Genomic DNA, 20,431 nt, shown 5'->3' with positions numbered 1-20,431 from the left:
TGTCGGTCGGGCTGGGTGGCGTGGTTTCCGCTCTGCTCGGCGTTCCATCGACACCTCCAAACACAAGCAAGTGCTTGGTAGGGTGAGCCTACGCGCGTTTCGGGAGGTGACACCAGTGCACGACGACGAGTTCCGGCGGGCGGTGCGCGCCTGGCTGGCGGAGAATGTCAGCGCTGAGCTGCGGGGGGCGGGTGGACCGGGCCGGGAGCACGAGGCGTACCCAGAACGGCTGGCTTTCGACCGCCGGCTCGCCGCCGCCGGCTGGACCTGCCTCGGCTGGCCGGTCGAGCACGGCGGTCGGGGCGCGACGCTCGCCCAACAGGTCGCCTTCCACGAGGAGTACGCCCGGGCCGGTGCCCCGGCGCGCGTCAGCCACCTGGGTGAGGAGCTACTCGGCCCGACGTTGATCGCCTACGGCACGCCGGAGCAACGCCGGCGCTTCCTACCCGGGATTCGCGCTGTCGAACAGCTGTGGTGCCAGGGGTACTCCGAACCGGGGGCGGGGTCTGATCTCGCCGCCGTCGCGACCCGAGCCCGACTCGTCGGCGACGAGTGGATTATCGATGGGCAGAAGGTGTGGACCTCGCTGGCGCACGTGGCGCACTGGTGCTTCCTCCTGGCCCGGACCGAGCCCGCCGGCACCGGGCCGCGCCAGGCCGGGCTCTCCTATCTGCTGGTGCCGATGCGGCAACCCGGCATTACGGTGCGGCCCATCCGTCAGCTGACCGGTACCTCGGAGTTCAACGAGGTCTTCTTCGACGGCGCCCGCACCTCGCGGGACATGGTTGTCGGCGAGGTGGGCCAGGGGTGGCGGGTGGCGATGGGCACCCTAGCGTTCGAGCGGGGGGCGGCGACGCTCGGCCAGCAGGTTGGGTTCCAGCGGGAGCTGGACCGCCTGGTGGCGCTTGCCCGGGAAACCGGTGTCGCCGGTGAGCCGGCGCTGCGCGACGGGCTTGCCCGCGCCGCTGTCGGACTCTGGGCGCTGCGCGCGCACACCCTACGGACGATGGCTGAGGCTGACCAGTCGGGTCCGGGGCGGGGAGCGTCCGCGGTGAAGCTGCTCTGGTCGCGGTGGCATCAGCAGCTCGGCGAGTTGGCGATGCAGGTGCGCGGTGCCGCCGGAACGGTTGCCCAGGATGCCCCCTACGACCTGGATGACTGGCAGCGCCTCTTCCTGTTCGGTCGCGCGGAAACGATCTACGGCGGGTCGGACGAGATCCAACGGGGCATCATCGCCGAGCGGGTTCTCGGTCTACCGCGACAGGCCCGCGGATGAGGCCCCCGGGCCCGACGCCGCCGCTCCGCCCCGCCGGTCGGGAACTGCTCGCGGAGAAGGTGGTGGTGGTGACTGCGGCGGCGGGATCCGGGATCGGGACGGCAGTGGTGGAGCGCTGCCTGGACGAGGGGGCGCTCGTGGTGCTCAGCGACCGGCATGTCCGGCGGCTCGCCGAGAGCCACGAACGGCTCTCGGCGGCACACCCGGGCCGGGTCCGGTCGGTGCCCTGCGACGTGACCGACGAGCAGGCAGTCGAGGAGTTGGTCAACGCCGCCGTGGCAGGTTTCGGACGGCTGGACGTGATGATTAACAATGCCGGGCTCGGCGGCACCGCGTCGGTCATGGAGATGACCGACGACGAGTGGTCGAGGGTGCTGGACGTGACTCTGACCGGCACCTTTCGCTGTACGCGGGCGGCGGTACGGCAGATGCTGGCGCAGGGCCACGGTGGTGTGGTGGTCAACAATGCGTCGGTGCTGGGTTGGCGGGCCCAGGCCGGTCAGGCGCACTATGCGGCGGCTAAGGCGGGGGTGATGGCGTTCACCCGGTGCGCGGCGCTGGACGTGGCGCCCCACGGCATCCGCGTCAACGCCGTGGCGCCCAGCCTCGCCATGCACCCCAACCTGTCGAAGGTGACCAGTGCGGACCTGCTCGCCGAGCTTACCGGCCAGGAGGCGTTCGGCCGGGCGGCGCAGCCCTGGGAGGTAGCGGCCGTCATGGCCTTCCTCGCCAGTGACTACGCCTCCTATCTCACCGGTGAGGTGGTGTCGGTCAGTAGCCAGCATCCCTGACTGCCGCCGTACCCAACGGCGGGCAGCGCCGCCGGCGGGTCAGAGGCGCTCGAGAATGGTCGCGGTGGACATGGCGCCGCCCGCGCACATCGTGATCAATGCTGTGCGGGTGGCGGTTCGCTCCAACTCGTGTAGGGCGGTGGTGAGCAGTCGGGCCCCGGTGCTGCCCACCGGATGCCCGAGGGCGATGGCGCCACCGTTGACGTTCACCTTCTCCGGGTCGGCGCGGTGGGCCGACAGCCAGGACAGCACCACGGCGGCGAACGCCTCGTTAACCTCGAACCGATCGATATCCTCGATCTTCATGCCGGCGCGGGCCAGTACGCGTTCGGTCGCCTGCACGGGGCCGTCTAGGTGGTAGTAGGGCTCGGCGCCGACCAGGCACTGGGCGACGATCCTGGCCCGGGGGCGGAGGCCGAGCGCGCGGGCCCGGTCCGCCTCCATCAGCAGTACCGACGCGGCGCCGTCGGAGATCTGCGACGAGGTGCCGGCAGTGTGCAGCCCGCCCTCGACCACCGGTCGCAGTCGGTTCAGCGCCGCCAGCGTGGTGTCCCGCAGGCCCTGGTCCCGCTCCACCGTGTGGGTTTCTCCGGTCGGCTGTCCCTCGCTGTCGAGGACCGGCGCGGTCACCGGAACGACCTCGCGGTCGTAATGCCGCTGCGCCCAGGCCCGTGCGGCGTTGGCCTGCGAGCGGACGCCGAACTCGTCCACCGCCGTGCGGGACAGTCCTCGCCGGACGGCGATTCGTTCGGCGGCGACGTACTGGTTGGGTAGGTCGATCTCCCACGAGGCCGGCCGGGGTGTGCCGGCGTCAACGCCGAGATTCGCGCGTAGCGGTACCCGGCTCATCGCCTCGACACCACAGGCGATGCCGACCTCGATGGCGTCAGTGGCGATGAGACCGGCGACCAGATGGGCGGCGTGCTGGGATGAACCGCACTGGGCGTCGATGGTGAGACAGCCCGTCTGGTACGGCAGGCCGGCGTGTAGCCAGGCGGTGCGGGTGATGTTGTTGGACTGCTCGCCGCCCTGGGTGACGCACCCGCCGATGACCTGCTCGACGGTGCCCGGGTCGAGGTCTGCATGGGTGACGAGGGCGCGTTGTGCCGCGCCGAGCAACTCGGCGGCGTGTAGCCCCGCCAGCCAGCCGCCCCGCTTGCCGATCGGCGTGCGAACCGCGTCAACGATCACCGGAGTGCCCATGGCACCTTCCCTTCGGAGAGCGAACGTGCTCCGTGCCGGAGCTCACGCTACGTTGTCGAAACAACATTTGATCTGTTTGAATATTAGAACAGGTTACAGTAGGAGGTTCGATGACTGAGCCGCGTATTCCAAAGGGATTTGACTTCACCGACCCGGCCGTCCTGGAGCGCCGTGTGCCTCGGGAGGAGTTCGCCGAGTTGCGCCGGACGGCCCCGGTCTGGTGGAACGCCCAACCGAAGGGATCGGCCGGTTTCGACGACGACGGGTACTGGGTGGTCACCCGGTACGCCGATGTCATGGCGGTTTCCCGGGACAGCGAAACCTACTCGACCCGGGAGAACACGGCGATCGCCCGTTTCCAGCCGGGCACCACCCAGGCGGATCGAGAGATGCAGCGGGTCATCATGATCAACGTCGACCCGCCGGAGCACACCAAGCTACGGGCCATCGTGTCCCGCGGCTTCACTCCCAGAGCGATCAACGCGTTGCGTGGGTCGCTGGCGGAGCGGGCCGAGCGCATCGTGCGGGACGCGGCCGCGCGTGACACGGGTGACTTCGTCACCGATGTCGCCTGCGAACTGCCGCTGCAGGCGATCGCAGAGCTCATCGGGGTGCCGCAGCATCACCGTCGCAAGGTCTTCGACTGGTCGAACCAGCTGATCGGCTACGACGATCCGGCGTACGGCGTGGATCCGATGGCCGCCTCAGCCGAGCTGCTCGCGTACGCGATGGAGATGGCCCACGAGCGACAGCGCAACCCGAGCGACGATCTGGTGACCCAGCTGGTCAACGCGCAGATCGACGGGGAGCACCTGACCGCCGACGAGTTCGGCTTCTTCGTGATGCTCTTGGCGGTGGCGGGCAACGAGACGACCCGGAACGCGATCACCCACGGCATGCTGGCCTTCCTCGAGAACCCAGAACAGTGGGAACTGTTCAAGGCCGAGCGCCCCCGGAGTGCGGTCGAAGAGATCATCCGCTGGGCGACCCCGGTGAACGTCTTCCAACGCACCGCGTTGGTCGACACCACCCTGGCCGGACAAGCGATTTCCGCCGGCCAACGGGTAGCGCTCTTCTACGGGTCGGCCAACTTCGACGAGTCGGTGTTCGAGGAGCCGGAACGGTTCGACATCACCCGTAGCCCCAATCCCCACCTGGGGTTCGGCGGTAGTGGGGTGCACTTCTGTCTGGGCGCGAACCTCGCCCGCCTGGAGATCGAACTGATCTTCAATTCGATCGCCGACCATATGCCGGACATCCGCCAGCTGGCCGATCCGCAGCGACTGCGGTCGGGCTGGATCAACGGGATCCGAGAGCTGCCGGTGCAGTACCACTGAACGTGGGGCCCGGCTCGCGGCCGGGCCCCCGTACGGGTTAGGAGTGCTCAGCGAGGAACCGGTCCATGCAGCGTTCGGCGTTCGCGGTGATGGTCAGGGAAGGATTGGCCAGGCAGGCCGTACCCGGCAGGATTGAGCCATCGATGCAGAAGAGGTTGGGGTAGTCGAGGCAACGACCGCCGAAGTCGGTCGCCTTGCCCATGACCATGCCGCCCAACGGGTGCCAGGTGTTCGCCGCGCCGAGCCCGGTGCCGACGCCCCGGGCGTAGGTCGGCAGCCCGTTCAGGAGGTATCCCTTGCGGCCCTCGGTCTCCCACCACAACCGGGTAACCAGGTCAACCGCCGCCTTCTCGGAGGTGGTCTCCAGCACGCCGTACGGCCAGTGCACCTTGCCGGTCCCGGTATCCGGGTCGTAGCGAATCTCGCCTCGCTCCGGAGCCATGCTGGTCACCAGGTGCGCCGTGGTACGCGGCATCCAACGGGGAACCGGTGCCGCCTCCCACGCCATCGAGGTGGGTGCGTACGGGTTGTCCTCGTCGATGTACTTGACGTTACCCGGACCGCCCTGGGCGTGGCCGACGTCCTTTCGTAGATTGATCCGGGTCACCAGGAAGTCGCCGTTGTTGCCCCAGCCCTTACCCACCTCCTGGTTGACCAGGCGGGGAAGCCCGCCCTTGGCCCGGGAGGTGAGCAGCAGCGAGGTGGTGTAGACGGAGCCGGCCGCCATGAACAGGTAGTCACAGACGAAGGTCTTGGTGGAGAGGACGGTGCCGTGCTCGTCGATCTGTCGGCACCTGATCTCGAACTTGTCCTGACCGGACACCTCATGGATTTCGGTGACCTCGTGCAACGCCAGGGTTGTCACGTTACCGGTCGCAGCGGCCCAGGCGAGGTAGTTGCGGTCGACGCTGTTCTTCGCCCCGGAGTTGCTGCCGTACGGGCCCTCGCCGATCGTGTGGCAGGGCACGGTGTCACCGGCGAGTTCGGCGCGGACCACGTCCCAGTCCACGGCGAACGGGATGGGGAGAGGGGTCTGCTTGAACTCCGACAGGTAGTCGAGCCAGGCGCGGGCTCCCCGGTAGGGGCCGCTGTTCTGCACGTCCTCGGGGATCGGCGCGGCGCCGAGGCGTTGCCGAGCCCGGGGCCAGTAGACATCGTTCATCTCGTCGAAGCCGATCTCGGCCGGGTACGCCTGCTCCCACTCGCTGCGCCGCGGCTGCGGTAGGAACATCCCGATGGCGAGGGAGCCGCCGCCTACTCCGGTTCCGCTCAGCACCGAGATTCCATCGCCGTCGTGGCGGGCGATCAACCCAGCCCGTTTCTCGATCGCCGAGCCGAGGTTGATACCCAGTGGTGGGCGGTCCAGGAACCAGCCACACCGCCAGTCCGGCTCATTGATGCTGCAGAACGTGGTGCCGGAGCCGTCCACGTCCCAGCGGCGACCCCGCTCCAGCACGGTGGTGACCACTCCGGCCTGGCCGAGTCGGTAGGCGGCGACCGCCCCGCCGAAGCCACTACCAATGACCACGGCGGTCTTTCCGGCCAGCGCGGGTACCGGACCACCCGCCTGGGCCGCCTGGTGCCCTAAAGCGGCTCCGGCGACGGCGGCGCCGGCGCCGAGCGTGGTGGCCCGGAGTAGGCCACGTCGGGAAAGGCTCGTACCTGTCATGCTCGGCCCCTTCAATCGTTGGTCGTGATCGGTGTCCGATGCCCGTTGGTTGCCTCGGGCGCGCGCCGACCGTCCTTCGGCTCAGGTCTCCCGCCTGGTGGTGGCTGGTTCGCAGTATCAATCGAAACTGACCACTGGATAGGTGACAGAATCGCCGGTGGCTGGCGGCCGACCGGATCCGTGGCGAACGCTGCCGGGGTTGACCCGGTCGCGGCGGTCACCACCAATCAGGTCGGAGGGGGAGTGGTTCTCGGGGTTGCGTCGAAGGCCCCGTGCGCCAACTCCCATTAAATACATGCATGTCAATCTATGGTGTACTCTCCGCGCCGTCAACGTCTCGGGGTCGGACCCGCGAGGCGGTTGGTTGCGGCCCGCCGCGCTGCCCTCCCGGTTCAGGCGGCGGAGGTTGACTCACCGGCCGAGCCATCGTGGTCTCCCAGGTCGGTCGAGGTGAGGGCGGTGCCGATCGCCCGTAGTTGGGCGGTGGCGCCGCCCAACCGGAACTCCTGGTGCTTCGCGGCAAGAAAGTAGCGGTGGAGTTGGTGGTCAAGGTCGATTCCTACGCCGCCGTGTAGGTGAACGGCGGTGTGCGCGACCCGGTGTCCGGCGTCGGCGGCCCAGAACTTGGCCGTCGCCACCTCGGTGGGGCAAGGTAACCCTTCGGCGAGCCGCCAAGCCGCCTGCCAGAGCGTGAGCCGGATCGCCTCGACATCGATGTAGGCGTCGGCGAGCCGCTGCGCCACCGCCTGGAAGGTGCCGATCGGGCGACCGAACTGGATCCGGTTACGGACGTACTCCGCGGTCAACTCCAGCGCCCGCTCGGTCACCCCGAGTTGGAGGGCGCAGGATCCGATGGTGGCCCGGGTGGTGAGCCAGGCGGCGATGGCGCTGCCGTCCGCAACGGTGCCGAGCAGTCGGTCGTCGGGAAGAGCCACCCGGGCCAGGTCCAGCCAGCCAGCCCCCTCGCCCCCCGCCAGCTGCTGCGGCTCCACGGTAACCCCCGGGTCATCGGGGCAGACGAGGAAGACCACGGTCGTACGGCCGAACTTGGCCGGGACCAGCACCAGATCAGCGTCCGGTGCGGCCGGCACGGTCGTCTTCGTCCCGGTCAGCACCCAACGGCCGGCGACGCGTTCGGCGCCTACCTCACCCTCCGTGAGGGCGGCGGTCAGGACCATGGCCCCCTCCCGGGCTGGAGTGACCCACCGAGTGATCTGCTGGTCGTCACCGAAGGTGGCCAGCCCGGCCGCCGCCGTCACGATGCTGGACAGGTAGGGCACGGGGGCGACGCTCCGGCCCACCTCGACCAGAACGCCGCACTGCTCCATCAGGCCGAGGCCGTCACCGCCCGCCCGGTGGGGCAGTGCGGCGGCGAGTACCCCCGCCGTGGCGAGCTCACGCCAGAGTGATCGGTCCAGGTAGGTGTCCTTCGCCTCGAGGTCCCGGAGCCGGTCCGTGGTGACCTGGTCGGTGAGGATCTGCCGGGTCAGCCGGGCGAGGTCGCGGTGGCTCTCGCTTGGGGCGAATCTCATGACTACTCCTGCCGTTGGGTGCGCCGACGGGCCGCTGGCAGACCCAGGCCGACGGTGGCGATGATGTCTCGCTGCACCTCGTTCGTGCCGCCGCCGAAGGTGAGGATCAGGGCGGAGCGATGCAACCCCTCCACCCGCCCACGCAGCAAGGCACCGCGGGACCCCTGCCGAACCGCCGCGTTCGTGCCGAGCACCTCCATGAGCAGCCGGTACGCTTCGATGGCGAATTCGGTCCCGTAGACCTTGGTAGCCGAGGCGGCGGCCGGATCGAGGCCGCTGGCTGACTCGGCGGCGAGTCGCCAGTTGTAGACCTTGAGGAACTCCGCCTTGGCGTGCACCCGGGCCAGGTGCAGCTGGACCCACTCCTGGTCGATGACCCGTTTCCCGCCCGGCAGGGTGGTGGCGAGAGCCCAGTCCCGCACCTCACGTAACGCGTGTCGGATCGGGGCGGCCGAGGTGAGCGCGACCCGCTCGTGGTTGAGCTGGTTGGTGATCAGCGGCCAGCCCTGGTTCTCCGCCCCCACCAGTGCGGAGCGCGGTACCCGGACGTCGGTGTAGTAGGTGGCGCTGGTGGTCGGCCCGGCGACGGTGCGCACCGGAGTCCACGAGAAGCCCGGAGAGTCGGTCGGCACGATAAGGATCGACAGACCCTTGTGCTGGGGGGCCTCCGGTGCCGTGCGGCAGGCCATCCAGATGTAGTCCGCGTACTGGATGAGGCTGGTCCACATCTTCTGGCCGTTGACCAGATAGGTCTCACCGTCGCGGACCGCGGTGGTGCGCAGGGCGGCCAGGTCGGTGCCCGCCTCCGGCTCGGAGTAGCCGATCGAGAAGTGCAGCTCGCCAGCGGCGATCCGGGGCAGGTACTCGGCGCGTTGCTGATCGGTGCCGAAGCGCATCAGCGTCGGTCCGATGGTGTTGATGGTCAGGAACGGAACCGGCACGCCTGCGACCGCGGCTTCGTCGGTGAAGATGAGTTGATCCAGCATGGACCGGTCACCACCGCCGTACTCCCGGGGCCAGCCGAGCGTCAGCCAGCCATCCTGGCCCAGGCGTCGCACGATGTCGCGGTAGACCTTGCCGTCTCCGTACTCGCCATCGGTCATGGCGAGTGCCTCGCGGACTTCGGGGCTCATCAGCTCGGCGAAGTACGCGCGCAGGCGGGAACGGAGTTGTTGTTGTTCGACCGAGTAGGAGAGGTGCATAGCGCTGCCCCATTCGGCTAGATTTAGAACGCGTTCTAGCATAACGGAGGAGGCTCGGATGAGCGAGGCATACCTTGTCGACGCGGTGCGTAGCCCGGTGGGGCGGCGCGGTGGTGGGCTGGCCGGCGTGCACCCCGCGGACCTCGGTGGTCAGGTCATCGCGTCCCTACTGGACCGGGTGGGAGTTGACCCGGCCGCGATTGATGACGTCGTGTTCGGCTGCGTGGACACCCTTGGGCCCCAGTCCGGTGACATTGCCCGGACGGCTTGGCTGGCGGCCGGCCTACCGGATGAGGTACCGGGGGTGACCGTCGACCGACAGTGCGGCTCGTCCCAACAGGCGGTGCACTTCGCCGCCCAGGCCGTTCAGGCCGGCAGCGCGGACTTGGTGGTCGCCGGTGGGGTGCAGAGCATGAGTCAGGTGCCGATCGCGAGTGCGATGGCCCCGCACGGCCCGTACGCCGGCTCCGTCGGGTGGGCGGCTCGCTATGGGGAGGAAGAGATCTCCCAGTTCCGCAGCGCAGACCTCATCGCCGCCCGGTGGGGGATCACCCGTCCCGAGCTGGAACAGTACGCGTTGCTCAGTCACCAGCGGGCGGTCCGCGCCCGGGAGTCGGGACGATTCGCCGCTGAGATCGTGCCCTGCGCCGGCTGTACGGTCGACGAGTGCCCGCGACCGGATACCTCCCTGGCGGCGATGGCCACCCTTGCCCCGCTACGTCCCGACGGGACGACGACCGCGGCTCTGGCCAGCCAACTCGCCGACGCGGCCAGCGTCGTGCTGGTCGCCTCCGAGCGGGGACTTCGGGTGCACGGGCTGTCGCCTCGGGCCCGCGTCCACCATCTCAGCGCCCGGGGCGACGACCCGGTGCTGATGCTGACCGCGCCGATCCGGGCAACCGAGGTCGCGTTGCGGCGGGCCGGGATGACGCTCGACCAGATTGACCTGATCGAGATCAACGAGGCGTTCGCCAGCGTGGTGCTCGCCTGGCTGCGCGAAACCGGTGCGGAGCTGGATCGGGTTAATGTCAACGGTGGCGCGATCGCCCTTGGGCATCCGCTCGGTGCGACCGGCGCGCGGCTGATGACCACTCTGCTGCACGAGCTGGACCGCTCCGGCGGCCGGTATGGGTTGCAGACGATGTGCGAGGGGGGTGGCCAGGCGAACGTCACCGTCATTGAGCGGTTGTAAGCCGGGACAGGCAGCCATCGGCCTCGGTCATGATCCGGTCGATGAGCTCCGCGCACGAGGGCAGGTCGTCGATGAGCCCCACCACCTGCCCGGCGGACATCACCCCGAGGTCGGCTCGGCCGTCCACCATTGCCGCGCGAAGTAGCACCGGGGTGTTGGCGGCCATCAGCGTCTGGGACCAGGAGAGTTCACGGCTTCGTCGGGCGGCGAAGCCGTCCCGAATCAGCGTCGACCACGGCATCGCGGTGCGTCGGCGCAGCGCGAGGGCCCGCCCGAGCGCGCTGGCCAGCGTGCTGATCCGTCCCGATCGTTCGAGCCGGTCCACGAACCGGGTCCGCAGGACCCGGTGTGGTACCCCGTCGACCTGCGTGGTGACCACCGTGTCAGTAGGGCCGCTGTCGAGATAGGTCTGTTTCACCGCTGAGCCGACCGGGCTGTCTGTGGTCAACAGGAACCGGGTACCCATGGCGATTCCCGCCGCGCCGTAGGCGAGGGCGGAGACCAGGCCGCGGCCGTCGAAGAAGCCGCCCGCCGCGACCACCGGGATGTCGACCGCGTCCACCACCTGGGGTAGGAGCAGGCTGGTGGGCACCGGCCCCGTGTGCCCACCACCCTCGCCCCCCTGGACCAGGACGGCGTCCGCCCCCCAACCGGCCACCTTCTCCGCGTGCCGGAGGGCGCCGACGGACGGGATCGTGATCACCCCGGCGTCGCGGAGCCGGCTGATGAGGTCGCGGCGCGGCGCGAGCGCGAACGAGACGACCCGGACCGACTCCGCGATGACCAACTCGACCCGCTCCCGCACGTCCGTTGCGTCTGCGCGCAGGTTGACCCCGAATGGCGCGGAGGTACACCGACGTACCTCGTGGATCGCGGAGCGCAACTCGCCGAGGTTCATTGTGGCCGAAGCGATGATGCCGAGGCCGCCAGCCTGGGCTGTCGCCGCGGTTAACCGGGCACCGGAGACATAGCCCATCCCGGTCTGCACGATGGGGTACCGGACGCCGACCAACTCGGTCAACTGGGTGCGCAGTGCCGGGTGCATGGTGGTCTCCCTGTCGTCACTGGGCAGGAACAGCCGGACGGGCGTCGGGGATTCACCGACCCAACTCGTGATCTCGTAACCCGGCCGGATCCAGTTGATCGCGGATGAGTCGCAGCTCGCGATCGCTGGGGCTCCTGGTCTCCGGTACGTGATCCGGCAGCTGCAACGGGAAGCCGGTCGCGGCCACGACCTCGTCCACGCTGACGCCGGGGTGTACCGAGCGCAACCGCATCCCCCGATCTGGTGACTGGAAGTCGAGGACCGCCTTGTCCGTCACCACCATCCGGATCTCGTGGAACCGGTTGCCCGGGGGACCGAGGGCGGCGGCCCGGTCGTAGCCGATGCCGCAGACCACGTCGACCCGCTCCACGAAGACCCGGCGGGTGTGGCGGGGCACCCAGTAGCTGGTGGGATGGTTGATGGTGTTCCCCGGGGCGCCGCGCACCCCGAGCAGCTGGGTGGTGGGCTGTGCCCAGGAGCCGATGCAGGAGATGTTCTGGTTGCCATATCGGTCCAGCTGGCTGGCCCCCATCATCATGTGGCGACGACCGGTAGCGGCGATGCCGAGCACCGCACGGTAGGGCAGCCACCCCTCGGCCCCGTCGTCACCGACCAGCCCGGCCTCGCCGTCGCTGAGCACCAGGTCGGGAGCGAAGGTCCGGCGGGCCAGCTGGGCGGCCAGACGGGGGATCAGTCCGATGGAGCTGGCCAGGATCTCGCCATCGCCCCGCCACGCCTCGGCGCAGGCGACGATGCAGACCTCGACCCGGCTGGCCCCGGTCACGACACGGCTCGCTGGTAGTGGGCCTCATCCGCCTCGAGATAACGAGCCCGGAATCGGTCCCATGCCTGCGGGCTGGCAGCGGATTCCGCGTACTCACGCTGGAACGCCTCGTCGCGGTCGTAGTCCGGCACGCAGCTGGTGAAGTGCGCGCCGTGCGGGGTCTCGAGGACGCCGTTGACCATCATGCGGCTGATTAGGAGGCTCTGCGCTGGGCCGCCGGAGCGCAGCTCGGCCGGGTCGACCAACCGCTCGCAGGAGATGAAGCTCCGGGCAGCGGCGAGGCAGAAGAGATCGTCGAAGTACGGGTCCGGGCCCAGGTACTGCCCATTGCCCTGGCGGTCGGCCCGGTTCAGGTGTACGAACGCGACATCCAGGGTGAGGGCCGGCATCGCCACCAGCTCCTCGCCGTCGGAGTAGGGGGACCGCACCGTACGGAGTTCGGGGTTTATCCGCAGGACATCGGAGCCCAGCCCGGCGCGGATCGGCAGGTAGGGAAGTCGCCGTGCGGCGGCGAGCAGCCCCCAGTGCAGCATCCCCTCGTCCAGCTCGGTCAGCTCGACGGCACCCAGCTGCCGGGCTCGTCGAAAGTGGGGCTCGAGGGGAATGCTGTCGAGAGAGACGAACCCGGTCACCACTCGCCGCACCCGCCCCGCCGCCACTAACAGGCCGATGTCGGGTCCGCCGTAGGACACGACGGTGAGATCGGTGAGGGCGGACCGGGCGATGGCGCGGACCAGCGCCATCGGCTTCCGTCGTGACCCCCAACCCCCGATGCCGATCGTCATGCCGGAGCGCAGCTCGCCGACTGCCTCCGCGATGCTCATTACCTTGTCGGCCATGGGTCAGGCCACCCTCCCTCGTCGATCGGTCAGTGCTTGCCTCGGTCGAAGAAGCTCTGTCGCGCCCGGTCGGAAACGCCCGCGAGGTTCAGCTCGTAGGTAAAGCCCTGCTCGTAGCGGTAGGACCGGCGGAGGTCGATGGGGTCGATCCCGTTGAGTGACTCCTTTGCCCGACGAATGATGACTGGGTCCTTGGCCGCGATCTCCTCGGCCACCCGGCGAGCCGTGGCCGCCAGTTGCTCCCGTGGCACCACGTCGAGCACCGACCCGAAGTCCCGCAGCTCCGGTGCGGTGATCTGTCGGCAGGTGTAGACCATCGCCCGCATGAGTTGCTGCGGCACCAGCCGGGACAGGTGCGTCGCTGCGCCCAACGCACCCCGGTCCACCTCTGGTAGACCGAAGGTGGCATCATCGGCGGCCACCACGATGTCGGCGGTGCCGGCGAGGCCGACACCACCACCGAGGCAGAAGCCGTGGACGGCTGCCACGACCGGCACCGGACACTCGTAGACGGCGGCGAAGGCGGCATAGCAGCCCCGGTTGACGCCGATCAGCGCCGCGTGGTCGGTGCTGTGCTGGAGCTCCTTGAGGTCCACGCCGGCACAGAATCCTCGCCCCTCGGCGCTGAGGATCACGGCCGCCACAGTGGGGCTGGCCGCAGCGGTGTGGATGGCGTCGGCCAGTGCGAACCAGTCGTCGCTCGCCAGGGCGTTGACCGGGGGGATGGCGATGATCACCTCGCTGATCCGTTCGTCGCCGCGAATGTCGATGCCCATCGTTGATGCCTCCAGCTCCACCGGCTGCTCCGGAACGGAATCCACCCGTCTGCTCCGAACGGATAGCGACACACATGGCCAGCCCCGAACGCCGCCCAGACAGCTGCGACGAACCTAGCGCTTGCTTGGCGGAAATCTATCACGAAGCCGAGCTGTGCATCGATGCCTAACCCGGAGCCTGGCAGCGCCCGCGGGTTCGGCGTATCCTGCCGAGAAATAGAACAGGTTACACCTGGCTGCTGTGGAGGGTGGGCATGGTTCTCTCGATTAAGTCACGACGGGACGCGGTGGGGCTGACCCGGGGGGAACTGCTCCTCGCCGGTGACTGGCGGCCGTCGCGGGACGACCGGACGTGGGTGCACCTGCATCCGGCGACGGGTGAGGAGGTGGGGAAGTTCGCGGTCGCGGACGCCGCCGACGTGGACATTGCCGTCCGAGCCGCCCGAACTGCGTTCGACGAGGGGCCCTGGCCCCACAGTCGGGCGAAGGAGCGCATCCGGGTGCTGCGGCGGACCGCTGACCTCATCCGGGAGCACGCCGATGAACTGCTTGCGCTCCAGGCGCTCGACAACAGTGTTCCGTTGAGCTTTGGTGACGCCTATGCGGTGTCGGCCGAGTGTGCGGCCGACATTTTTGATCATCACGCTGGCTGGGTCGACAAGCTCGCTGGCGAGACGCTGTCGCCCTACCAGGGGGGTGACCACATGGTTTTCACCCTGCGCGAGCCGATCGGGGTGGTGGCGGCGGTCATCCCGTGGAATGCGCCCCTCCTGCTGGCGGCGCAGAAGCTCGCGCCGGCGTTGGCCACCGGATGCACCGTGGTGCTGAAGCCGTCGGAGTACGCCACCTTCGCCGTACTGCGACTGGTGCGGATTCTCGAGGAGGCCGGCGTTCCGCCGGGCGTGCTCAACGTGGTGACCGGGCCCGGGGAGACCACCGGCGAGGCGCTGGTCACCCACCCGCTGGTAGACAAGATCACCTTCACCGGCAGCCGTGGTGTGGGCCGGCGCATTCTGCATGCCGCGGCGGACAGAATCACCAGGGTGAGTTTGGAGCTCGGGGGAAAAAGCCCATCGATCGTCTTCGCCGATGCCGACATCTACGCCGCGGCGGCACTGACGATGGGAACAGTCACGGTGGGACTGTCGGGCCAGGTCTGTGTGGCCCACACCCGAGCGCTGGTCCAGCGGGAGGTCTACGACGACTTCCTCTCAATCGCCGCTGGTGCGACCGCCCTGGTGAATTACGGAGATCCCTTCGACGCCGAGACCACCGCCTCTCCGCTGATCAACACACGGCAGCTGGACCGCGTGCTCGGCTATGTCGGGAAGGGGCAGGAGGAGGGGGCCCGGCTGGTCTGTGGTGGTGAACGGGTTGGTGGAGAGCTGGCTGCCGGCAACTTCGTGACGCCGGCGCTCTTCGCCGACGTGGCCAGCGACATGACCATCGCCCGGGAGGAGATCTTCGGCCCGGTGCTCGGGGTGACGCCGTTCACCGACGAGCAGGAGGCGGTACGCCTGGCGAACGACACCGAGTACGGACTCGCCGCCACGGTGTGGACCAGCGATGTGAAGCGGGCCATGCGGCTTACCCGAGCCGTGCGGGCCGGAACCGTCGGCGTCAATGGCTACCAGGTAGAGCCCCATGCGGCCTTTGGTGGGTTCGGCCAGTCCGGCCTCGGGCGGGAGGGCGGGCGCGGCTCGGCGGAGTCATTCACCGAGGTGAAGGCCGTCCTCCTGCCCACCACGGATGAGCTCATGTAGGTGGCGGGCGTCGTCGCCGACCCGAGGTGGTGTCTGGTCGGCCACCGGCGACCGGCGACCGGCGACCGGCGGCAGAGCGGCAGAGCGCCAGGTGGCGGCGATCGATGATCGCCGCCACCTGGCGCCCCCGCGGTTGGCTACCGGCTCTCGCCGAACGTGGTCGCCGCCAGCGGCAGGGTGGCCTCGCAGGCGTAGCCCGTTCCGGCTGCCTGCTCGCCGAAGAGGGGCCCCAGGGCGTCGTGGAGGGCGATGGGCGACCAGGACTCGCCATCGGTGTGGAAACTTGCGCGCACGGTGGGTGGGGCCAGCACCGCGGCCACGCCCCCGTGGATCACGAAGACCTCGCCGTTGATCGGAGCTCCGGCCGGGCTCGCGAGGTACCGCACGAGCGGTGCGACGTGCGTTGGGGACAACGGATCGGTCGCATCCTCGGGGGAGGGTCCCATGAGCTCGCTGGTCATCGCCGTGCGCGCTCGTGGGCAGATGGCGTTGGCCCGGACGCCGTACCGGGCGCAGCTCCGCGCTGTCGCGACGGTGAGCGCCACCACACCGGCTTTCGCCGCGGCGTAGTTCGGCTGGCCGGGCGAGCCGAGCAGAAACGCCTCCGAGGAGGTGTTGATGATCCGGCCGTACACCGGGGTGCCGAGTGCCTTGCTGCGTTCGCGCCAGTAGGCGGTGGCGAAGCGGGTGGTGACGAAGTGGCCCCGCAGGTGCACCCGCAGGACAAGGTCCCACTCCTGCGCCGACATCGTGAAGACCATCCGATCGCGGAGGACGCCGGCGTTGTTGACCAGGATGTCCAGCCGGCCGTACGTGTCTAGGGCGGCTTTCAGGAGGGACTCACCGGTGGACCAGTCGCCGATGTCACCGGTGCACACCGTCGCCTCGCCGCCCGCCGCGGTGATCTCGGCGGCCACCGCCGTGACGGCGTCGCCGGGGAGGTCGTTGAGGATGAGCCGGGCTCCGCCTGCCGCCAGCTCGAGGGCTTCTGCGCGCCCCAAACCGTTACCGGCCCCGGTCACGATCGCGACCGTGCCGTCCAGTGTGAACTGCTGATCTGTCATTGGTGCTCCCTCGTCCGCGGGCAGTCGTAGCTCCGCCGGGCACATTGGTTGACCAATCGCTTGCTTGGGAGCGTATCAGCTTCGCGTAGGCTTCGCCCGGGGAGAGCGATCCGTCGGTGACCCCCCGGTCAACCTGCTCTCCGGAGCGAGAATTCCGTCGAATATCAGGCGCAGGACCGCGTCGGCAATCTGGTCGGCATTCCAGCCGTTGCTGCCGTTCTGCCCCCACCGCGTCGGTATCCACAACACGTCCCGCAGCAGCCGGTAGGTCAGCTTGGTGTCCAGATCGGAGCGGAAAAGTCCACTCTGCTTCCCCCGTTCCAACTGGTCTACCCAGAGGCGTTCGATCTCCCGGGTGGCGTCGCGCAGATAGTCGAAGCGGGGTACGGCGCGGAAGTGGTTCCAGTCGTTCTGCAGCATGGTCAGGGCGGCTCGATGTCGGGCCAGCGTCGCCGTGCTGGAGCGCACGAACTGCTCGATCGTGCGGCGTGGGTCGTCCGTGTCGGCGACCGCCTCGCGGTAGCCGGTGAGCACCTCGTTGAGGAAACCCGAGAGGAGCTCGTCCCCGATCGATTCCTTGGAGTCGAAGTGGTGGTAGAGGCTGCCGGAGAGGATTCCGGCCGCGTCGGCGATCTCCCGCACGGTGGTGGCTCGGAAGCCCTTCTCGGCGAACAGTTCCCCGGCCAGGCGTACGAGATGGGTGCGACGCTCTGACGGCAGGCCCGCGCTGCTGGCTTTCTTTGTGTTCACGGGTCGAATTATGCCGGTCACCCCGGCTGTGCCCCAGCCGCTTGCCCGGGCCCCTGTCAACCCCTAGGCTAGAACAGGTTTCACTTTTGGAGGTGATTTCGTGCGGGCGGCGATCTTTCACACGGTGGGTGACGACAAGGTCGAGATTCGCGATGACGTGACGGTGCTCGGGCCGGGCGCGGGGGAGGTCCGGATCCGGGTTCGAGCGGCCGGGGTGTGTCACTCCGATCGCTCAACGCGCGAGGGGGTGCTGCCACACCCGATGCCCGTGGTGCTGGGGCACGAGGCATCCGGCGATGTCATCGCGGTCGGCGATGGCGTGGAGGACCTGGCCGAGGGGGACCGGGTCGTGGTCAACTGGCTGCCCGCGTGTGGGTCCTGCGCCTCCTGCGCGCGCGGGGAGCCGTACCTGTGTTTGACCAGTGTGCTGGCCGGCTACGCCCAGCCGCGGTTCCTGGCTGGCGAGACCCCGGTCTTCGCGATGGCCGGGTGTGGTGCCTTCGCCGAGGAGATCGTTATTCCCCGTGCCGGCGCGGTGAAGGTGGCCCCCGACGTGCCGTACGAGGTGGCCGCGCTGGTCGGCTGTGGCGTGATGACCGGCGTCGGGGCCGTGATCAACACCGCCCAGGTCGAGCCCGGTGCCGCCGTCGCGGTGATCGGTTGCGGCGGCGTGGGTATTGCGGCGATCCAGGGCGCGCGGCTCGCCGGTGCCGCCGTCATCGTCGCGGTCGACACGGTCGAGGCCAAGCAGCAGACCGCGCTGCGGTTCGGTGCAACCCACGGGTGTGGCCCGGAGGCTTTGGGTGAGCTGTCAGCTCAGCTCACCGACGGCGAGGGCTTCGACACCGTCTTCGACGTGGTGGCTGCGCCGCAGACGCTGCGTACGGCGTGGACTGCGGCACGTCGGGGTGGGGCGGTGGTGGTCGTGGGTGCCGGTCGCTCCGATCAGCAGGTCACGTTCAGTCCCTTCGAGCTGTTGTTCGAGGGGAAGAGCATCACTTCCTCGCTCTACGGTGCGTCGCAGGCGCCGCGAGACTTTGACCGGATGTTCAACCTCTGGCGGGCTGGCCGACTCGACCTGAGTGCGATGATTACGCACCGGCTGCGGCTGGAGGAGGTCGGGGACGCCCTCGCCGCTCTCGGTCGCGGCGACGTGATCCGGCAGGTCATCTGTTACGACGGCGATTGACCCGCCGGTGTGATTGACTCGGCGACTCCGGTGGCCCACCGCCGCGGCAGCGCGGGCCGCAGTCAGGTGGGCCAACCGGGGTCGGGCGATCGGCTGGACGGGTGCTCAGCCCACCACTTCAGCGACCTGGCGTAGCTGCTGGGCGTTGCCCTGAACCAGCAGCGTCGTGACCACGGTCTCGCGCCACCGCTGCAGCTCGTCGCGGACCTTGGCGACCGGGCCGATCAGGGCGATGTCCTCCACCAGCGCCGTCGGCACGGCGGCGGTGGCTCGCTTCTTGTCGCCCGCCAGGTACGCCTCGGTGATCACGTCGCACTCCTTCTCGTAGCCGAGGCGGGCGAAGACGTCCCGGTGGAAGTTGACTGACTTGGCTCCCATGCCGCCCACGTATAGCGCGACGAAGGGTCGGAGCCGATCCGCCGCCCGCTCGATGTCGTCGTGGACGACGATCGGTACGGTCGCGGCGACCTCGAAACTGTCCAGGTCGCGGCGGGCGCCGGGGCGGGCGAAGCCCTCGGCCAGCGCGGCCCGGTAGAAGCTGTCCGCCTTGGGGGAGAAGAAGATCGGTAGCCAGCCATCGGCGATCTCCGCGGCTAGGGCGACGTTCTTCGGCCCCTCAGCGCCGAGGAAGATCGGGATGTCGGCGCGCAGCGGGTGGACGGTGGACTTCAGCGGCTTACCCAGCCCGGTGCCGCCGCGATGCGGTAGTTGGAAGAAGTCGCCGTCGTAGGTGACCGGCTCGGAGCGGGCGAGGACGGCGCGGATGATTTCGATGTACTCCCGGGTCCGGGCCAGCGGTCGCGGATAGGGCTGGCCGTACCACCCCTCCACGACCTGCGGGCCGGACACGCCGAGCCCGAGGACGAACCGGCCGCCGGAGAGGTGGTCGAGGGTGAGCGCGGCCATCGCCGCAGCGGTCGGAGTGCGGGCCGACATCTGCATGATGTTGGTGCCCAGCCGGACGGTGGAGGTGCTCGCTCCCCACCACGCGAGTGGGGTGAGGCAGTCCGATCCGTACGCCTCGGCGGCCCAGACGGAGTCGAAGCCGAGTCGGTCGGCCTCGGCGATGGCCGCCGTGACGCCCTCGGGTGGCCCGGAGGACCAGTAGCCGGTCGTGTAGCCAAGCTTCATGGGGGTGTCCTTCCAGGTCCCCGGGAGTCCCGGGTGCGGGGGAAGCCGGTGGGGGCCGGCTCGCTCCGCGTGGTGACGGTGGGCAGGGTGCCGGTGGGCAGGTTCGACGGTCGGGAGAACTGCCGCCGGTATTCCACAACAGGGATAGTCATATCATTGAGTATGGTTCGGGGGAAGGGTCGGCGACGCGGTGCCGGCCCACCGAACTCCGTCCTCACCCGGAGCGGGAGGTGTGGCCATGGCACTGCGGCACGCGGTGTTGGCGGCGCTGCTCGATGGGGAGTACAGCGGCTACCAGCTGGCCAAAATCTTCGATGTTTCCTGCTCCAACTTCTGGTACGCGGTACCCCAGCAGCTCTACGCAGAGTTGACCAAGCTGGAGCGGGCGGGGTTGATCACCGGTCGCCAGGTCATCCAGCACGACCGTCCCAACAAGCGGCTGTTCACGGTCACCCCCGCCGGCCTCGCCGAACTGGCCGCCTTCGCCGCCGTGCCGTCGAAGCCGTCGTCGACCCGGGAGGACCTGCTCGTCATGGTCCAGGCCGTGGACCGACTCGACCCGGCGCCGGTCATCGCCCAGCTCGAGGAGCGGGCGGTCATCGCCGCCGCCAAGGTGGAACTCTTCGACCGGATGCTTCGGCAGTTGCGCGGTGACCTGACCGAGGAGACGTTCCTGCACGAGAGTAACCGGGTCGGGCCGTACCTCACCTGCCTGCGGGGGCGTCGCTTCGAGCAGGAGAATCGCGAGTGGTGTGTGCAGGTCGCTGCCCTGCTCCGCGCTCGTGCTCCGGTGTCACGCTGACCCTGCCGGTGCCGGGCTGACCTGCGCTCGGCAGCCAGCACGGGCGGGGGCACCGCCGGTCGGTCAGCCACGCCGGGCGGTATTCG

At 69.2% G+C, this 20,431-nt stretch carries 19 protein-coding genes; 7 read left to right on the top strand and 12 right to left on the bottom strand.

The features are described 5' to 3' along the window. Positions 1-115: 115 nt before the first annotated feature. Positions 116-1,276 (top strand): acyl-CoA dehydrogenase family protein, encoded by a 1,161-nt coding sequence (locus SALPAC2_RS0106235; RefSeq protein WP_018215787.1) that lies wholly within the window; start codon positions 116-118, stop codon positions 1,274-1,276. Continuing rightward, complete coding sequence (locus tag SALPAC2_RS0106230; protein WP_026184482.1) at positions 1,273-2,067, top strand: SDR family oxidoreductase; 795 nt, start codon at positions 1,273-1,275, stop codon at positions 2,065-2,067. The genes SALPAC2_RS0106235 and SALPAC2_RS0106230 overlap by 4 nt, the downstream gene beginning before the upstream one ends. A gap of 39 nt (positions 2,068-2,106) precedes the next feature. Here the strand turns inward: SALPAC2_RS0106230 and SALPAC2_RS0106225 are convergent, their stop codons facing one another. Then, on the bottom strand, positions 2,107-3,270 hold the full coding sequence (locus SALPAC2_RS0106225; protein ID WP_018215785.1) for a steroid 3-ketoacyl-CoA thiolase: 1,164 nt from the start codon (positions 3,268-3,270) through the stop codon (positions 2,107-2,109). A 110-nt stretch (positions 3,271-3,380) separates the two neighbouring features. On the opposite strand from SALPAC2_RS0106225, the gene SALPAC2_RS0106220 reads away from it, so the two are divergent. After that, on the top strand, positions 3,381-4,607 hold the full coding sequence (locus tag SALPAC2_RS0106220) for a cytochrome P450 (protein ID WP_018215784.1): 1,227 nt from the start codon (positions 3,381-3,383) through the stop codon (positions 4,605-4,607). A gap of 37 nt (positions 4,608-4,644) precedes the next feature. Here SALPAC2_RS0106220 and SALPAC2_RS0106215 read toward each other — a convergent pair whose 3' ends face one another. The 3 genes from SALPAC2_RS0106215 to SALPAC2_RS0106205 form a co-directional block, all read right to left on the bottom strand. Next, positions 4,645-6,276: a GMC oxidoreductase gene (locus tag SALPAC2_RS0106215; RefSeq protein ID WP_018215783.1), complete on the bottom strand. Its 1,632-nt coding sequence runs from the start codon at positions 6,274-6,276 to the stop codon at positions 4,645-4,647. A 392-nt stretch (positions 6,277-6,668) separates the two neighbouring features. Next, positions 6,669-7,808 (bottom strand): acyl-CoA dehydrogenase family protein, encoded by a 1,140-nt coding sequence (locus tag SALPAC2_RS0106210; RefSeq protein ID WP_018215782.1) that lies wholly within the window; start codon positions 7,806-7,808, stop codon positions 6,669-6,671. A 2-nt stretch (positions 7,809-7,810) separates the two neighbouring features. Continuing rightward, positions 7,811-9,010, bottom strand: a complete 1,200-nt coding sequence (locus tag SALPAC2_RS0106205; RefSeq protein WP_018215781.1) for an acyl-CoA dehydrogenase family protein — start codon at positions 9,008-9,010, stop codon at positions 7,811-7,813. A 58-nt stretch (positions 9,011-9,068) separates the two neighbouring features. Between SALPAC2_RS0106205 and SALPAC2_RS0106200 the strand changes: the two genes are divergently transcribed. Then, complete coding sequence (locus SALPAC2_RS0106200; RefSeq protein WP_018215780.1) at positions 9,069-10,202, top strand: acetyl-CoA C-acetyltransferase; 1,134 nt, start codon at positions 9,069-9,071, stop codon at positions 10,200-10,202. Here SALPAC2_RS0106200 and SALPAC2_RS0106195 read toward each other — a convergent pair. The 4 genes from SALPAC2_RS0106195 to SALPAC2_RS0106180 are packed head-to-tail and all read right to left on the bottom strand — an operon-like array spanning position 10,186 to position 13,646. Continuing rightward, the gene (locus SALPAC2_RS0106195; protein ID WP_223874208.1) at positions 10,186-11,274 is read right to left on the bottom strand and encodes an NAD(P)H-dependent flavin oxidoreductase; all 1,089 of its coding nucleotides are present in this window, start codon (positions 11,272-11,274) and stop codon (positions 10,186-10,188) included. The genes SALPAC2_RS0106200 and SALPAC2_RS0106195 overlap by 17 nt on opposite strands. A 25-nt stretch (positions 11,275-11,299) precedes the next feature. Continuing rightward, positions 11,300-12,031: a CoA-transferase subunit beta gene (locus SALPAC2_RS0106190; RefSeq protein ID WP_018215778.1), complete on the bottom strand. Its 732-nt coding sequence runs from the start codon at positions 12,029-12,031 to the stop codon at positions 11,300-11,302. Next, complete coding sequence (locus SALPAC2_RS0106185; RefSeq protein ID WP_018215777.1) at positions 12,028-12,870, bottom strand: CoA transferase subunit A; 843 nt, start codon at positions 12,868-12,870, stop codon at positions 12,028-12,030. Before SALPAC2_RS0106185 ends, SALPAC2_RS0106190 begins: the two co-directional genes overlap by 4 nt. A gap of 29 nt (positions 12,871-12,899) precedes the next feature. Continuing rightward, the gene (locus SALPAC2_RS0106180) at positions 12,900-13,646 is read right to left on the bottom strand and encodes an enoyl-CoA hydratase family protein (protein WP_026184481.1); all 747 of its coding nucleotides are present in this window, start codon (positions 13,644-13,646) and stop codon (positions 12,900-12,902) included. Positions 13,647-13,900: 254 nt separating this feature from the next. Between SALPAC2_RS0106180 and SALPAC2_RS0106175 the strand changes: the two genes are divergently transcribed. Beyond that, positions 13,901-15,409, top strand: coding sequence for an aldehyde dehydrogenase family protein (locus SALPAC2_RS0106175; protein ID WP_018215775.1), 1,509 nt, complete (start codon positions 13,901-13,903; stop codon positions 15,407-15,409). 137 nt (positions 15,410-15,546) lie between these two features. On the opposite strand, the gene SALPAC2_RS0106170 is transcribed toward SALPAC2_RS0106175, so the two are convergent. Continuing rightward, positions 15,547-16,473: an SDR family NAD(P)-dependent oxidoreductase gene (locus SALPAC2_RS0106170; protein ID WP_018215774.1), complete on the bottom strand. Its 927-nt coding sequence runs from the start codon at positions 16,471-16,473 to the stop codon at positions 15,547-15,549. A gap of 75 nt (positions 16,474-16,548) precedes the next feature. Then, positions 16,549-17,223: a TetR/AcrR family transcriptional regulator gene (locus SALPAC2_RS0106165; protein ID WP_018215773.1), complete on the bottom strand. Its 675-nt coding sequence runs from the start codon at positions 17,221-17,223 to the stop codon at positions 16,549-16,551. A gap of 100 nt (positions 17,224-17,323) precedes the next feature. On the opposite strand from SALPAC2_RS0106165, the gene SALPAC2_RS0106160 reads away from it, so the two are divergent. After that, positions 17,324-18,412 carry a Zn-dependent alcohol dehydrogenase gene (locus tag SALPAC2_RS0106160; protein ID WP_018215772.1) on the top strand — a complete coding sequence of 363 codons (1,089 nt, stop codon included), beginning with the start codon at positions 17,324-17,326 and terminating at the stop codon, positions 18,410-18,412. A gap of 105 nt (positions 18,413-18,517) precedes the next feature. Here the strand turns inward: SALPAC2_RS0106160 and SALPAC2_RS0106155 are convergent, their stop codons facing one another. Then, the gene (locus tag SALPAC2_RS0106155; RefSeq protein ID WP_018215771.1) at positions 18,518-19,543 is read right to left on the bottom strand and encodes an LLM class F420-dependent oxidoreductase; all 1,026 of its coding nucleotides are present in this window, start codon (positions 19,541-19,543) and stop codon (positions 18,518-18,520) included. Continuing rightward, positions 19,540-19,695 (bottom strand): hypothetical protein, encoded by a 156-nt coding sequence (locus SALPAC2_RS27205; RefSeq protein WP_162561291.1) that lies wholly within the window; start codon positions 19,693-19,695, stop codon positions 19,540-19,542. Before SALPAC2_RS27205 ends, SALPAC2_RS0106155 begins: the two co-directional genes overlap by 4 nt. Before the next feature lie 86 nt (positions 19,696-19,781). Between SALPAC2_RS27205 and SALPAC2_RS0106150 the strand changes: the two genes are divergently transcribed. After that, a complete protein-coding gene (locus SALPAC2_RS0106150; RefSeq protein ID WP_018215770.1) occupies positions 19,782-20,345 on the top strand; it encodes a PadR family transcriptional regulator in 564 nt (187 codons plus the stop codon). Positions 20,346-20,431 lie beyond the last annotated feature (86 nt).

Source organism: Salinispora vitiensis (assembly GCF_000378825.1).
Classification (GTDB): domain Bacteria; phylum Actinomycetota; class Actinomycetes; order Mycobacteriales; family Micromonosporaceae; genus Micromonospora; species Micromonospora vitiensis.
This window is presented reverse-complemented; position numbering and strand designations above follow the sequence as displayed.